Annotated in this window: 15 protein-coding genes; 10 read left to right on the top strand and 5 right to left on the bottom strand. The window is 71.1% G+C overall.

Going from position 1 to position 14,542, the window contains the following annotated elements; all coding sequences use genetic code 11:
• Window position 1: 1 nt before the first annotated feature.
• From kdsB to ACWTPI_RS04000, 3 genes are all read left to right on the top strand, one after another.
• Complete coding sequence (gene kdsB / locus ACWTPI_RS04010; RefSeq protein ID WP_454730994.1) at window positions 2–811, top strand: 3-deoxy-manno-octulosonate cytidylyltransferase; 810 nt, start codon at window positions 2–4, stop codon at window positions 809–811.
• A 359-nt stretch (window positions 812–1,170) separates the two neighbouring features.
• Window positions 1,171–1,836, top strand: coding sequence for an adenylate kinase (gene adk / locus ACWTPI_RS04005; protein WP_454730993.1), 666 nt, complete (start codon window positions 1,171–1,173; stop codon window positions 1,834–1,836).
• Between the two features lie 243 nt (window positions 1,837–2,079).
• Complete coding sequence (locus tag ACWTPI_RS04000) at window positions 2,080–2,838, top strand: 3-hydroxyacyl-CoA dehydrogenase (protein WP_454730992.1); 759 nt, start codon at window positions 2,080–2,082, stop codon at window positions 2,836–2,838.
• 2 nt (window positions 2,839–2,840) lie between these two features.
• Here the strand turns inward: ACWTPI_RS04000 and ACWTPI_RS03995 are convergent, their stop codons facing one another.
• A complete protein-coding gene (locus ACWTPI_RS03995; RefSeq protein WP_231586363.1) occupies window positions 2,841–3,686 on the bottom strand; it encodes an MmyB family transcriptional regulator in 846 nt (281 codons plus the stop codon).
• A gap of 193 nt (window positions 3,687–3,879) precedes the next feature.
• On the opposite strand from ACWTPI_RS03995, the gene ACWTPI_RS03990 reads away from it, so the two are divergent.
• Entirely contained in the window at window positions 3,880–4,638 is a 759-nt protein-coding gene (locus ACWTPI_RS03990; RefSeq protein WP_454730991.1) for a class I SAM-dependent methyltransferase, read from the top strand.
• Window positions 4,639–4,651: 13 nt separating this feature from the next.
• Here the strand turns inward: ACWTPI_RS03990 and ACWTPI_RS03985 are convergent, their stop codons facing one another.
• Window positions 4,652–5,557, bottom strand: a complete 906-nt coding sequence (locus tag ACWTPI_RS03985) for a LysR family transcriptional regulator (protein WP_020423721.1) — start codon at window positions 5,555–5,557, stop codon at window positions 4,652–4,654.
• A 94-nt stretch (window positions 5,558–5,651) separates the two neighbouring features.
• Between ACWTPI_RS03985 and ACWTPI_RS03980 the strand changes: the two genes are divergently transcribed.
• Window positions 5,652–6,674, top strand: a complete 1,023-nt coding sequence (locus tag ACWTPI_RS03980; protein WP_059410632.1) for a bile acid:sodium symporter family protein — start codon at window positions 5,652–5,654, stop codon at window positions 6,672–6,674.
• A 65-nt stretch (window positions 6,675–6,739) separates the two neighbouring features.
• Here the strand turns inward: ACWTPI_RS03980 and ACWTPI_RS03975 are convergent, their stop codons facing one another.
• Together ACWTPI_RS03975 and tsaE are read right to left on the bottom strand one after the other, a co-directional pair.
• Window positions 6,740–8,257 (bottom strand): N-acetylmuramoyl-L-alanine amidase, encoded by a 1,518-nt coding sequence (locus tag ACWTPI_RS03975; protein WP_020202152.1) that lies wholly within the window; start codon window positions 8,255–8,257, stop codon window positions 6,740–6,742.
• Window positions 8,251–8,763 (bottom strand): tRNA (adenosine(37)-N6)-threonylcarbamoyltransferase complex ATPase subunit type 1 TsaE, encoded by a 513-nt coding sequence (tsaE, locus tag ACWTPI_RS03970; protein WP_454730990.1) that lies wholly within the window; start codon window positions 8,761–8,763, stop codon window positions 8,251–8,253. Before tsaE ends, ACWTPI_RS03975 begins: the two co-directional genes overlap by 7 nt.
• A gap of 16 nt (window positions 8,764–8,779) precedes the next feature.
• Between tsaE and queG the strand changes: the two genes are divergently transcribed.
• Entirely contained in the window at window positions 8,780–9,955 is a 1,176-nt protein-coding gene (gene queG, locus ACWTPI_RS03965; RefSeq protein WP_454730989.1) for a tRNA epoxyqueuosine(34) reductase QueG, read from the top strand.
• Between the two features lie 76 nt (window positions 9,956–10,031).
• Here queG and ACWTPI_RS03960 read toward each other — a convergent pair whose 3' ends face one another.
• Window positions 10,032–10,925, bottom strand: coding sequence for an AEC family transporter (locus ACWTPI_RS03960; RefSeq protein ID WP_454730988.1), 894 nt, complete (start codon window positions 10,923–10,925; stop codon window positions 10,032–10,034).
• 172 nt (window positions 10,926–11,097) lie between these two features.
• Here ACWTPI_RS03960 and ACWTPI_RS03955 point away from each other — a divergent pair, with 172 nt between their 5' ends.
• The 4 genes from ACWTPI_RS03955 to xerD all read left to right on the top strand — a co-directional run bounded on the left by ACWTPI_RS03955 (window position 11,098) and on the right by xerD (window position 14,508).
• Window positions 11,098–11,724: a chalcone isomerase family protein gene (locus tag ACWTPI_RS03955; RefSeq protein ID WP_081651364.1), complete on the top strand. Its 627-nt coding sequence runs from the start codon at window positions 11,098–11,100 to the stop codon at window positions 11,722–11,724.
• A 146-nt stretch (window positions 11,725–11,870) separates the two neighbouring features.
• Window positions 11,871–12,839: a tripartite tricarboxylate transporter substrate binding protein BugE gene (locus ACWTPI_RS03950; RefSeq protein ID WP_020202157.1), complete on the top strand. Its 969-nt coding sequence runs from the start codon at window positions 11,871–11,873 to the stop codon at window positions 12,837–12,839.
• 233 nt (window positions 12,840–13,072) lie between these two features.
• Window positions 13,073–13,552 (top strand): methylated-DNA--[protein]-cysteine S-methyltransferase, encoded by a 480-nt coding sequence (locus ACWTPI_RS03945; RefSeq protein WP_454730987.1) that lies wholly within the window; start codon window positions 13,073–13,075, stop codon window positions 13,550–13,552.
• Window positions 13,549–14,508 (top strand): site-specific tyrosine recombinase XerD, encoded by a 960-nt coding sequence (xerD, locus tag ACWTPI_RS03940; RefSeq protein WP_059410621.1) that lies wholly within the window; start codon window positions 13,549–13,551, stop codon window positions 14,506–14,508. Before ACWTPI_RS03945 ends, xerD begins: the two co-directional genes overlap by 4 nt.
• The last annotated feature ends 34 nt before the right edge of the window (window positions 14,509–14,542 follow it).

Below are 14,542 nucleotides of genomic sequence, written 5' to 3'. Positions count from 1 at the left end.
CATGTCCCTGCCCGCCTTTACCGTGGTCATCCCGGCGCGCCTGGCCTCGACCCGCCTGCCCGACAAGCCGCTGGCCGACATCGGCGGCAAGCCCATGATCGTGCGCGTGGCCGAGCGCGCCCACGCCAGCTCGGCGCAGCGCACGGTGGTCGCCACCGACGCCGCCGAGGTCGCCGCGGCCTGCGCCGCGCACGGCATCGAGGCGGTGCTCACGCGCGCCGACCACCCGTCCGGCACCGACCGCCTGGCCGAGGTGGCTACGCTGCTGGGCCTGGCCGACGACGCCATCGTGGTCAACGTGCAGGGCGACGAGCCGCTGATCGAGCCGGGCCTGATCGACGAAGTGGCGCTGCACCTGGCGCGCCACGCCGACTGCGCCATCGCCACCGCCGCCCACCCGATCGGCGCGATCGCCGAGGTCTTCAACCCCAACGTGGTGAAGGTGGTGTGCGACGCGGCCGGCCGCGCGCTGTATTTCTCGCGCGCGCCGATCCCGTGGGCGCGCGACGCCTGGGCCGGCGTGCCGGCCCGGCCCGCGGCCGACCCGCAGGCGGCGCTGCCGGACATGCCGGTGCTGCGCCACATCGGCCTGTACGCCTACCGCGCGGCGTTCCTGCGGCGCTTTCCCACGCTGGCGGCGGCGCCGCTGGAACAGACCGAGGCGCTCGAGCAGTTGCGCGCGATGTGGCACGGCGAGCGCATCGGCGTGCTGCAGACCACCGCCGCGCCCGCGCCGGGCGTCGACACGCCGGCCGACCTGGAGCGCGTGCGCGCGCTGTGGGCACGAGGCATGGCGCAGGAAGGCCCCTGACGCCACCCCGGCGCGCGGTGCCGCGGTGCGCGCGCGCATCACCGGCACGGCTGTCATGACAGTTGTCACCGTGCCGGCAAGCCGGTTTTACGCCGCCTCATGGCATAATGCTTGACGATACAGAGCCGTCGGGCGTTCAGACGCCCGGCCAAGGCTCGGTGGGGAGATGAAAAGAGTGAGCCCGTCCGGTATCCGGGTCGCCGCCATCGGCAGCGAGCCGCGGCATGCCGGCCGTCGACAGACCAGACTCCGATCCGAGGCGCGCCGCCCCCGCGGCGCGGTAAGCCTCGCGTCAAGTTTCGGCGTTACCCTCCTTCCATCCCCCGCCTTACCAGATTCAAAACTCTGAGGACCCGTAAATGCGTTTGATCCTGTTGGGCGCGCCCGGCGCCGGCAAAGGCACGCAAGCCCAGTTCATCTGCGAGAAGTTCGGCATTCCGCAAATCTCCACCGGCGACATGCTGCGCGCCGCGGTGAAGGCGGGCACGCCGCTCGGCGTGGCGGCCAAGAAGGTGATGGACGCAGGCGGCCTGGTGTCGGACGACATCATCATCGGCCTGGTCAAGGACCGCCTGCAGGCGGCCGACTGCAAGGGCGGCTACCTGTTCGACGGCTTCCCGCGCACCATCCCGCAGGCCGAGGCCATGAAGGAAGCGGGCGTGGCGATCGATTTCGTGCTGGAAATCGACGTGCCGTTCGATGCCATCATCGAGCGCATGAGCGGACGCCGCGTGCACGTGGCGTCGGGCCGCACCTACCACGTCAAGTACAACCCGCCCAAGGCCGAGGGCCTGGACGACGTCACCGGCGAGCCGCTGATCCAGCGCGAGGACGACAAGGAAGAAACCGTCAAGAAGCGCCTGGACGTCTATTCCCAGCAGACCCGTCCGCTGGTGGACTACTACTCCAGGTGGGCCACCGAGGGCGACGCCAGCGCCAAGGTCGCGCCGCCGCAGTACCGCAAGATCGCGGGCGTGGGCAGCGTGGAAGACATCACGGCGCGCGTGTTCGGCGCGTTGAAGTAAGCGGCATTTGAATCAGCGACCGCGGCGGCAACGCCGCGCGGCGCACGCGAAAGGCGGCCTTCGGGCCGCTTTTTTCGTTTTGGGACCGGGGCGGAAGCCGCCCGCGCTGATCGGCCATTGATTGACGTTTACGTAAACGTTATGCCAACATGCCGATCCAACGGCAGCACCGGTCCGGCATACCCGCATCCCGGGGCAAGCATCCCGAAACGAGCATCCCGAAATCAAAGGAGAGAGACAAAGATGGAAATCCGCGACAACGTATTCATCGTCACCGGCGGCGCGTCGGGCCTGGGCGAGGGCAGCGCCCGCATGCTGGCCGCGGCGGGCGGCAAGGTGGTGATCGCCGACCTCAACGAGGCCGCCGGCGCGGCGCTGGCGGCCGAGCTGGGCGGGCGCTTCGTGCGCTGCGACGTCACCAGCGAGACCGACGGCCAGGCGGTGGTGGCCGCCGCCACGGCGCTGGGCCGCCTGGCCGGGCTGGTCAACTGCGCCGGCATCGCCACCGCCGGCAAGACCGTCGGCAAGAACGGCCCGCACCCGCTCGATGCGTTCGACAAGACCATCCGCGTCAACCTGATCGGCACCTTCAACATGATCCGGCTGGCCGCCGCGGCGATGGTGCAGAACACGCCCGACGCCGAGGGCGAGCGCGGCGTGATCGTCAACACCGCCTCGGTGGCGGCCTTCGACGGGCAGATCGGCCAGGCCGCCTACGCCGCCTCCAAGGGCGGCGTGGTGGCCATGACCCTGGCCATCGCGCGCGACCTGTCGCGCGACGGCGTGCGCTGCATGACCATCGCGCCGGGCATCTTCGAGACGCCGATGCTGCTGGGCATGCCGCAGGAAGTGCAGGACGCGCTCGGCCGGATGGTGCCGTTCCCGCCGCGCCTGGGCCGCCCGGCCGAATACGCCAAGATGGTCGCCGCCATCATCGGCAACACCATGCTCAACGGCGAGGTGATCCGCCTGGACGGCGCCATCCGCATGCAGCCCAAGTAAGCTCAGCCGCCGGCGCGCTGCGCCGGCATCAGCATCACCAGCGTCAGCCCCGGCGCGGCCGCCGGCACCAGCGTGAGCTGCTCGAAATGCAGCAGCCCGCGCCGCGGATGGCGAAAGCCGCGCCGGCCGCCCTGGCGCTCCTCCACGTCCTGCGACAGCCAGTCGGCGCGGAAGGCCGGGCTCTCGGCCAGCAGACCCTCGACCAGCGCGCGCGTGGGCGGGTCCTCGGCATGGCGGATGCTGTGCGCGCGGAATTCCGCCACCAGCCGCGCCGCCCGGTGCGGCCAGTCTTCCACCAGCGCCTGCAGGCCCGGCGACAGGAACATGCTGCGCAGCAGATTGCGCTCGCTGCTGGCGCCGTCGAGCCAGCCCACGAACAGGTCCGCCGCCGCCGCGTTCCACGCCAGCGCGTTCCATTGCCGGTCGAGCAGGTAGGCCGGCCCGGCGATCGCTTCCACGCTCGCCATCACGGTGGCCGGCACGTGGCCGTCCTGCGCCTGCATCGGGTCGCGCCGGCCCGCCAGCTCGAACAGGTAGGCGCGCTCGGCGCGCGACAGCCGCAGCGCGCCGGCCAGCCCGGCCAGCGCGCGCGCGGACAGCGCCACCGGGCGGCCCTGCTCCAGCCACGTCACCCAGGTCGCGCTCAACCCCGCCAGTTGCGCCAGTTCCTCGCGCCGCAGGCCCGGCGTGCGCCGCCGGCGGCCCGGCGCGAGGCCGACCTCGGCCGGCGCCAGCCGCTCGCGGTGCGCGCGCAGGAAACGGCCGAGCACGGCTTCGCGGGTCAGTTCGTGCTCACTGGGGGTGTCGTTCGGGGCAGCGGTGGCGGCAAGGGGCGCGGCGTCGGTCATGTGCAATGGGCGGGCGGTGGCTCCCGGCCTGCCCAGCGGCGAAAACTGGTGCGTTTTATACCAGGATAAAACGGTGACTTGTACCGGGAAAACAGGCTGCTACAGTACGTCGAAGCCGGCGGGCGGGCAAGTCCCCCGCCGCCCCGTCCCCTCACCAGAACCCACCGGCGGCGCGTGCCGCCAGGAGAGCCATATGCAGCAACAAGAACTCGTCGCCGCCCAGTTCGGCGCGACGGCCAGCGCCTACCTCACCAGCGCGGTCCACGCCCAGGGCGCCGACCTCCAGCAGCTCGCGCAGGCGCTGTCCGGCATCCCGGACGCCCGCGTGCTCGACCTGGGCTGCGGCGCCGGCCACGCCAGCTTCGCGGCGGCGAAGGTCGCGGCCGAAGTGACGGCTTACGATCTGTCGGCCGAGATGCTGGCCGTGGTGGAGGCGGCCGCGCGCGACAAGGGCCTGGGCAACATCGTCACGCGCCAGGGTGCCGCGGAAGTGCTGCCGTTCGCCGATGCCGGCTTCGACGCCGTGATCTCGCGCATGAGCGCCCACCATTGGCGCAACGTGCCGGCTGCGCTGGCGGAAATGCACCGCGTGCTCAAGCCGGGCGGCAAGGTGGTACTGATCGACATCGCGGGCTCCGAAGACCCGCTGCTCGACACCTGGCTGCAATCGGTGGAGCTGCTGCGCGATCCGTCCCATATCCGCGACTACACCGGCCGCGCGTGGCTGGCGATGCTGGCGGCGGCCGGCTTCGCGGCCAGCGTGTCGCCGGTGTGGCGCATCGAACTGGAGTTCGCCACCTGGGTGCAGCGCATGCGCACGCCCGAGGTGGCGGTGGCCGCCATCCGCCACCTGTGGCAGCTGGCGCCGGCGGAAGTCCGCGACCACTATCTGGTGCAGGCCGACGGCAGCTTCGCGCTGGAGGCGGTGATGGTGACGGCGGCGCGCGCCTGAGCGTCCGCGGCGCCTACGGCATGGCCGGCTCGGCCGGCAGCGGCAGGCTGCGCACCATCTGCCAGACCGCCGCCGCCGACGGCGACAGCGAGCGGTCCTCGCGGCACACCATGACGATGCGCCGCTCCTCGCGAGGCGTGAGCGGGCGCCACACCAGCGGCGAGGCGGCCGGCAGCGGCAGCGAGAACGACGGCAGCACCGAGGCGCCGATACCGGCCTCGACCATGCCGAACACGCTGGCCGAGTGGCCGAGCTCCTGCACCACGCTCGGCGTCACGCCGTGGCTGGCGAAGATGCGGTCGATCAGCGGCCGGCTGCCCGAGGCGAAATCCAGCAGCACCAGCGGCATGCCGTCCAGCGCGCGCCACGGCACCGACTCGGCGCCGGCCAGCGGATGGTCGCGCCGGCACACGAAGCAGAACGGGTCGGTGGCCAGCGGCGCGATGGTCAACCCCTCGCGAGCGAGCGGGTCGATCAGCACGCCGAAATCCACCGCGCCGGCGCGGATCTGCTCCAGCCCGTCGGCCTGCACGTTGTCGCGCACGCTCAGGCGGATGTCCGGATACTGGCGCGCGCAGGTGGAGACGTAGAGCGGCATCAGCCGCGCCGAGATCGTGGGTGCGCTGGCAATCACAACGCGGCCGCGATAGCGCTCGCCCAGCTGGCGCGTCTCTTCCAGCGTGTCGTCGAGCTGGCCGAGCAGCCGCTCGATGGCCGGCGCCAGCGCCTGCCCCGCCTCGGTGACGAGCACCTCGCGCGTGGTGCGGTCGAGCAGGCGCACGCCAAGTGCCTCTTCCAGCTCCGCCACGCCGCGGCTCACGGCGGGCTGGGTCAGCCCCACGGCATCGGCGGCGCGGCTGAAACTGCCATGCCCGACCACGGCGAGAAAGACGCGCAACTGGCGCAAGGTGTAATTCATGCGTCTATGAGATCAATGGATGCGATAAATGAATTTGCATTCTAGGCTGGCGTAGCGTCCAATACTAGGCGAAACCCTAATCCAACCTGCTGTCATGTCCGCCATCCTCTCACCGTTCAAGAAACTCTACGACTTGATCGACGGCTTCGTCCTCATCATGCTCTCCGCCATCGGCATCTCGCTGCTGGCGCCCCAGATCGGCGCCGGCGACGGTCCGCTGCACCTCGGCATCGTCACCAACCTAGGCGTGGCGCTGGTGTTCTTCCTGCACGGCGCGGCGCTGTCGCGCGACCGGCTGGTGGCCGGCGCGCGCCACTGGCGCCTGCACGCCTTCGTGCAGAGCTTCACCTATATCGTGTTCCCGGTGGTCGGCCTGGCGCTGATGTTCGGCCTGCGCCATATGCTGCCCGCCGAGCTGCTGCTGGGCGTGTTCTACCTGTGCGCGCTGCCGTCCACGGTGTCGTCGTCGGTGGCCATGACCTCGATGGCGCGCGGCAACGTGCCCGGCGCGATCTTCAACGCCACCATCTCCGGGCTGATCGGCATGGCCGCCACGCCGCTGCTGATGGGGCTGGTGATCAGCGCCAGCGGCGCCTCCATGCCGCTGGGCAAGGCGCTCATGGGCGTGGCGCTGCAACTGCTGCTGCCGTTCGCGCTGGGCCAGGCGGCCCGCCCGCTGATCGGCAACTGGCTGGTCAAGAACAAGCAGATCACCAACAAGATCGACCGCGGCGTGATCGTGCTGATCGTGTATTCCTCGTTCTGCGACGCCACCGCCGCCGGCCTCTGGCACAAGTACAGCTGGGAGACCATCGGCGCGGTGATGGCGCTGGCCGCCGTGCTGCTGCTGGTGATCCTGGCCACCACCACCTTCACCGCGCGCCGCCTCGGCTTCTCGGTGGAAGACGAGATCACGGCGGTGTTCTGCGGCTCCAAGAAGAGCCTGGCCAACGGCATCCCGATGGCCAAGATCCTGTTCGCCGGCCACCCGGCGCTGGGCCTGCTGGTGCTGCCGCTGATGGTCTACCACCAGTTGCAGCTGATCGTCTGCTCGGTGATCGCCTCGCGCTACGCCAACCGCGACACGCTGCCCGGCACGGCCACCGCGCGCGCGTAAGCACCGCGCTCGATGCAGAACGGCCGGCATTTGCCGGCCGTTCTGCTTTCCGGGGGGACGCCGCCTTACACCGACGGGTTCTTCGACAGCGGCGGATTGCGCGCGAAGTAGTTGCGGATGCCGCGCAGGATGGCGTTGGCCAGTTGCTCCTGGTGGGCTTCGTCGTTGAGCTTGCGCTCCTCCTCCGGGTTGCTGATGAAAGCGGTCTCGACCAGGATCGAGGGGATGTCCGGCGCCTTCAGCACGGCGAAGCCGGCCTGCTCCACGCTGCCCTTGTGCAGGCGGTTGATGCCGCCGATCTCCGACAGCACGGCCTTGCCGACCTGCAGGCTGTCGTTGATCTGCGCGGTGGTCGACAGGTCCAGCAGCACGCGCGCGACCTGGGCGTCCTTGTTGCCCATGTTGGCGCCGCCGATCAGGTCGGAGGCGTTTTCCTTGTTGGCCATCCAGCGCGCGGCGCTGCTCGAGGCGCCGCGCTCGGACAGCGCGAACACCGACGCGCCCTTGGCCTCCGGCGACAGGAAGGCATCGGCGTGGATCGACACGAACAGGTCGGCCTGCACGCGGCGCGCCTTCTGCACGCGCACGTTGAGCGGCACGAAGAAGTCCGCGTCGCGCGTCATCATGGCGCGCATGTTGGGCTGCGCGTCGATCTTGGCGCGCAGGCGATGCGCGATCTGCAGCACCACGTCCTTCTCGCGCGAGCCGGCCGCGCCGGTGGCGCCCGGGTCCTCGCCGCCGTGGCCCGGGTCGATGGCCACCGTCAGCAGGCGGCGCATCTTGAACGGGCGGTCGACGGGCGGATTGTTGGCGGGCAGCGCCGGCGGCGCGCTGTTCTGCGCCAGCGGCGGCGCGGACTGGGCGGACGGCGCTGCCTGGGGCGCGGGCGGCCGGGGCCGGATCGCGGCCATCGGCGGCATGGCCGGCACCGGGTTGGCGCCCTTGTCCTCGAACCGGCGCACCAGCGCGCCGATGGCGTCTTCCTCGCCGGTGGCGGGCGCGCCGGAGACGGTGTCGGCGCGGTCCGCGCCGGCCGGCGGCTGCGCCGCGGCGAAGCGGCGCTGCTTGTCCTCGGTGTCGCGCACCAGCTTCCACAGCGGGTCGGGCGGGTTGACCGGGTAGAGGTCGAACACCAGGCGGTTGCGGTAGTTGCCGATCGGCGCCAGCGTGAACACCTGCGGCGAGACGTCTTCCTTCAGGTCGAACACCAGCCGCACCACGCGCGGCCGGTTCTGGCCCACGCGCACGGTCTGGATGTACGGGTCGTTGGAGGTGATCTTGGCCACCAGCTCGCGCAGCGTGGGCGACAGGTCGAGGCCGTCGATGTCCACCACGAGGCGGTCGGGGCCGTGCACCATCTGGTGCACCGCGGCCAGCGGCGCGTCGGACTCGATGGTGACGCGGGTGTATTCCTCGGCGGGCCAGACCCGCACGGCGACGATGCCGGCGCCGAAGGCGATCTGCGGTCCCGCCAGCGTCAGCACCACGGTGCCGGCGCCGGCCTTGAGGCACTGCGCCAGCCATTTGCGGCGGGCCAGCAGCAGTTCATCGGGGCGGTCGGTGGCGAGTCGCTTGATCAGCATGCGCAAAGCAGGGTAAGTCCAATTTGAGTATAGGCACGAAGCGTGACCGTCCGGCGCTCCGCGGCATCGTCGGCGTCGCCCGTGTCCGATTGGAGCAACAGATGAAGGTCCGGTTCCCCGAGCAGGCGGCCGGCCTTCTCCGGCCATTCGACCAGGTTGAGGGCGGGTTCGGCAAAGCAGTCGCGAAAACCGGCATCGGCCCATTCCTCCGGGTCGGCGAAGCGGTACAGGTCGAAGTGGTAGACGGTCAGCGGCGAGCCGTCGGCGCGCGCGACCTGGTACGGCTCGCACAGCGTGTAGGTCGGGCTGCGGACCTTGCCCGGGTGGCCGAGCGCGCGCAGGATCGCGCGCGACAGCGTGGTCTTGCCCGCGCCGAGATCGCCCGAGAGCTGCACGTGCACGGTTTGCGGCGGCAGCACGCGCACGGCGCCGGCCAGCGCCGCGCCGAGCCGCGCGGTGGCGGCTTCGTCGGGCAGGGTCAGGGTGCGTTCTTCGAGCAGGGGCATTGCGTACAATTCGGGAATGATCGACCGAGCCACCGGCGCGCCCGCCACCTCACCCCTTCCTGCCAGCGGCGGCGCCGGCCTGGCTACGCTGGTGCGCTCGATCCGGGCGTGGGGCGCGGAGCTGGGCTTCGACGCGGTCAGCATCGCCGACGTGGACCTGAGCCGGGCGGAAGCGGGGTTGATGGCGTGGCTGGCGCAGGGCTACCACGGCGACATGGATTATATGGCGAACCACGGCCCGCGGCGCGCCCGCCCCGCGGAACTGGTGCCCGGCACCGTGCGCGCGATCGTGGCCCGCATGCCCTACCTGCCGGCCGCCGGCGCCGACGACTGGCGCACGCGCGAACTGGCCCGGCTCGACGACCCCGCCACCGCGGTGGTCTCGCTCTATGCGCGCGGACGCGACTATCACAAGGTGCTGCGCAGCCGCCTGCAGCAGCTGGCCAGCCGCATCGAGGCCGCCATCGGCCCGTTCGGCTACCGCGTGTTTACCGATTCGGCGCCGGTGATGGAGGTCGCGCTGGCCACGCAGGGCGGCCTGGGCTGGCGCGGCAAGCACACGCTGCTGCTCGACCGCGAGGGCGGCTCGATGTTCTTCCTCGGCGAGATCCTGGTCGACGTGCCGTTCCCGGCCGACCCGCCGGCCGAAGCCCATTGCGGCAACTGCCGCCGCTGCATCGACATCTGCCCCACGCAGGCCATCCTCGCGCCCTACCGGCTCGACGCGCGCCGCTGCATTTCCTACCTGACCATCGAGCACAAGGGCGCCATCCCCGAGCCGCTGCGTGCGCCGCTGGGCAACCGCGTGTACGGCTGCGACGACTGCCAGCTCGCGTGCCCGTGGAACAAGTTCGCCCACCGCGCCACGCTGCTGGACTTCGACGTGCGCAACGGCTTCGACGCGCCCGACATGGCGGCGCTGTTCGGCTGGACCGAGGCGGAATTCAGCCAGCGCCTGGAAGGCAGCCCGATCCGCCGCATCGGCCACGAGCGCTGGCTGCGCAACCTCGCGGTGGGGCTCGGCAATGGCCTGCGCGCGGCCTGCGAGCGCGGCGACGCGGCGCTGGCCGCGCGCATCCGCGCCGCGCTCGGCGCGCGCCAGGCCACGGCCAGCCCGCTGGTGCGCGAGCACATCGACTGGGCGCTGGCGCAGGAAGTGGGCGCCGCGGCGCCGGCCTGCGCCGCGGACTGAAACCCGCTTGAGCATGCCGGATCGGACCGAAGCCGCCGGCGGGCCGCGCCGGCGCCGTCCACGCTAGCCGCGCGCGCTAGCTGACCACGGCCAGCCAGAACGGCGTGGTGACGATGGCCACCACGGTCATGACCGAGATGGTGGCCGCCACCATCGGCCCGTTGCCGCCCATGCGCACGGCCAGGATGTAGGTGCTCGAGGCGGTCGGCAGCGAGGCGTACAGCACCACGATCTGCGCCTGCAGCTCGGTCAGCGGCAGCAGCCGCGCCAGCAGCCACGCGAAGCACGGCATCGCCACCAGCTTGACCCCGCTCCACCACGCCATCGGCCCGGCCGCGCCGGTGGCGCCGCTCATCTGCAGGCCGGCGCCCACGGTCATCAGCCCCAGCGCGGTCGAGGCCGAGCCGAGCCGGTTCAGCGTCATCGCCAGCACCTCGGGCGGATGCAGGCCGAGCAGGTTGGTCAGCAGGCCGCCCGCGGTGGCCAGAATCAGCGGGTTGCGCGCCAGCTCGCGCCACACGCGCGCGTCGCCGTGGCGCGCCAGCGCCCACACCGCCACCACGTTGCACAGCGGCACCGTGCAGCCGACGATCACCGCCATCATGGCGAGGCCCTCGCCGCCGCCCAGGCGCGCGGCCAGCGCCAGCGCGATGTAGGAATTGAAGCGGAAGGCGGTCTGCAGGCCGGAGGCGAAATCGACCGGCGCGGGCCGCAGCACCCACTTGACGGCGTAGCCGCCGGCCATGCCGAACGCGGTGGTCGCCAGGGCCAGGCCGAGCATGGCCGAGGTGGAGGAAAAATCGAACTTCGCGCTGTTGGTGGACTGCAGCAGCAGCGCCGGGAACAGGACGAAATACACCAGGCGCTCGACGCCGGCCCAGAACGCGCGGTCGAACGGCGTATAGCGCACCAGCAGCCAGCCGATCAGGATCAGGCTGAAATCCGGCACCAACAGCAAGGCAAAAGACATTGTCTCGTTTGTTTTAACTGCTTTCTTTGTTTTATTTGTCTTATCTGCGGAAACTGCCTCGCGTAGCGCAATTTCGGCAAAGTGCAACAAAGTGCGGACTAGGGCCGATACCGATAGGTATTGTTGCAGAAATCCCTCAATATGACACGTTCCGTCGTTCCGCCTGTCCTTCATGCTGCCCCGTCGTACCCCGTCCGCGCGCGCGCCGTTGCCGCGCCGCGCCTGCCAGCTGGCGCTCATCGCGAGCGCGGCCGCGGCCCTGTCCCTGCCTGGCGGGCACGCCCGCGCCGGCGAGATCGAGGGCATGCGCATCGACGACGCGACCCGGGTCGGCGGCAAGGAGCTGCAGCTCAACGGCATGGGCCTGCGCTCGGTGTTCGTCATCAAGGGCTACGTGGCCGCGCTCTACCTGCCCGAGAAGGCCCGCAACGCCACCGTGGTGCTGGGCGCGCCGGGCCCCAAGCGCCTGCAGATCCGGCCGCTGCGCGAGGTCGGCGCGGACAGCTTCATCAAGGCGCTGGACGAGGGCATCCGCGAGAACCACAGCGAGATGCAGGTGCGGCGGCTGTCCGAACGCCTGCTGCTGCTGCACCGGACGATGGAACAGATGGGCACGGCCCGCAAGGGCGACGTGATCGATTTCGACTTCTCGCCCGACGGCGGCACCGTGGTGGCCATCAACGGCACCCCGCGCGGCAAGCCGATCCCGGGCGAGGATTTCTACCAGGCGGTGCTGCGCATCTTCCTGGGCGACCATCCGGTCGACCGGGACCTCAAGCGCGGCCTCCTGGGCGGCTGACCGGCGAGACGCGGGCCGCAGCGCACGGCCCGCCCGCCAGAACTCACGCCGCCGGCCTCGCCGCGCCCGCCACCGCGGGCGCCTGGCCGGCGTTCTTCACCTTGGGCGGACATCCCCGCCCGGTCTTTGATGGGAGACACGATCTCATGCACAAGAGCAAGATTGCACTGGCCCTCGGCCTGGCCGCCGCCGCGTCGGTCGCGCAGGCGCAAAGCTTTCCGACCAAGCCGATCCGGCTGATCATCCCGTTCGCCCCGGGCGGCACCACCGACATCGTCGGGCGCGGCGCGGCCGACCAGATGAGCCGCATCCTGGGCCAGCCCGTGGTGGTGGAAAACCGCGCCGGCGGGGGCGGCTCGATCGGCGCCGACGCCATCGCCAAGGCCGCGCCCGACGGCTACACCATCGGCATCTCCACGGTGTCGACGATGGCGGTCAACCCCGCCTGCAACCCCAAGCTGTCCTACGACCCGATCAAGGACTTCAAGCCCATCACCAACCTGGCCAACGTGGCCAACGTGATCGCGGTCAACCCGAACTTCCCGGCCAAGAACTACCAGGAATTCCTCGCGGTGCTCAAGGCCAACCCGGGCAAGTACTCGTTCGCCACGTCCGGCACCTGCGCGTTCGGCCACATGCTGGGCGAGCAGTTCAAGGTCTCGACCAAGACCTTCATGGTCCATATCCCGTACCGCGGCGCGGGCCCCGCGCTGAACGACGTGCTGGCCGGCCAGGTGCCGATCATGGTGGACAACCTGCCGTCGTCGATGCCCTACATCAAGGCCGGCAAGCTGCGCGCGATCGTGGTGGCGTGGAACAAGCGCCTGGACTCGCTGCCCGACGTGCCGACCTTCGGCGAGATGGGCCTGAAGGAGCCGAACGACCCGGCGTGGTACGGCCTGGTGGCGCCGGCCGGCACGCCCGACGACGTCATCAAGAAGCTCAACGAGGCCGCCGTCAAGGCCCTGCAGGACAAGGACTTCCAGCAGCGCCTGCGCACCGCCGGCGCCGAGCCGTCGGGCAACTCGCCGGCGCAGCACGCGGCGGAGATCAAGAAGGAGTTCGACAAGATGAAGAACCTGGTCAAGGTGCAGAACATCAAGCTCGAGCAGTAAGCGCGGAGCGGAACTGCGCCGCCGAAGGTGTTCTCCCCTCTCCCATGAAATGGGAAAGGGGGAGAACACCGGCGGCAAGCCAGCCTCGCCGGCAATCGGCAATCTGGAAGGCCTCCCGCGGGAGGCCTTTTTCGATCGCCGCGCCGCCATGCACTAGAATCCGGATTTACCGGCCCGGCCGTTGCGCCGGCCTTTCGCGCCAACCGCTGCCCGTTTCCCGCACTCCGCCCGCCATGCATTCCCGCTTCGACGCCATCCTCCCCGCGCCCTTCGGCAAGGTCGGCGTGCGCACCGGGGGCGACATGATCCGCGAGATCGTCTACCTGCCCGGCAGCGTGCCGCCCGTCGCGCCCGCCAGCGCCGTGGCGCGGCGGCTGGCGCGGCAGCTCGAGGCCTATTACGCCGATCCCGACGCGCCGCTGGACGTGCCGCTGGCGCCGGCCGGCACCGACTTCCAGCGCCGCGTGTGGCGCGCCATCGCCGCCGTGCCGCGCGGCAAGGTCACCACCTACGGCGCGATGGCGCGCGAGATCGCCAGCGTGCCGCGCGCGGTCGGGCAGGCCTGCGGCTCCAACGCGTTTCCGCTGGTGATCCCGTGCCACCGCGTGGTGAGCGCGGGCGGCCTGGGCGGCTTCGCCCATCACAGCGAGAACGGTTTCCTGCTCGACACCAAGCGCTGGCTGCTGCGCCACGAAGGCGTGATGCTGATATGAGCCGCGCCGCAGCCACAGCCGCCCTCCCCGACCCCGACGCGGCGCCCGACAGCGCCGCGCTGCTGGCCGACCTGGACCTGGTCGGCCGCTTCTGCGACGCGCTGTGGCTCGAGGACGGCCTCTCGCAGAACACCATCGACGCCTACCGGCGCGACCTCACGCTGCTCGCGCGCTGGCTGCACGCCGATGCCCCGCGCGCGCTGCTCGAGGTCGACGACGCCGCCCTCAACGGCTACTTCGCCGCGCGCCACCCCGAGACGCGCGCGTCGTCGGCCAACCGGCGGCTCACGGTGTTCAAGCGCTTCTTCCAGTGGGCGCTGCGCGAGCGCATGATCACCGCCGACCCCTGCCTGCTGCTGCGCCCGGCCAAGCAGCCGCCGCGCTTTCCCAAGACGCTGAGCGAGGCGCAGGTCGAGGCCCTGCTCGCCGCGCCCGACACCGCCACCGCGCTCGGCCTGCGCGACCGCACCATGCTGGAGCTGATGTACGCCAGCGGCCTGCGCGTGTCCGAGCTCACGCAGATGAAGACCATCGAGATCGGCCTCAACGAGGGCGTGGCGCGCGTGGTCGGCGGCAAGGGCAACAAGGAGCGGCTGGTGCCGTTCGGCGCGGAAGCCGGCGACTGGCTGCGCCGCTACCTCGCGCAGGGCCGCCCCGCGCTGCTCGGCGAGCGCGCCTGCGACGCGCTGTTCGTCACCCAGCGCGGCGAGGGCATGACGCGCCAGGCCTTCTGGCACCTGATCAAGCGCCACGCGCGCGAGGGCGGCATCCACGCCCCGCTGTCGCCGCACACGCTGCGGCATGCCTTCGCCACGCACCTGCTCAACCACGGCGCCGACCTGCGCGTGGTGCAGCTGCTGCTTGGGCACGCCGACATCTCCACCACGCAGATCTACACCCACGTGGCGCGCGAGCGCCTGCGCGAACTGCACCAGCACCACCATCCGCGCGGCTGAGCGCCCCGCCGCGCGCACCCGTCACAGCAGCATT

It is taken from the genome of Cupriavidus ulmosensis (assembly GCF_977008105.1).
The sequence above is the reverse complement of the archived record's forward strand: the minus strand, read 5'-3'. Positions and strand labels throughout refer to the sequence as shown.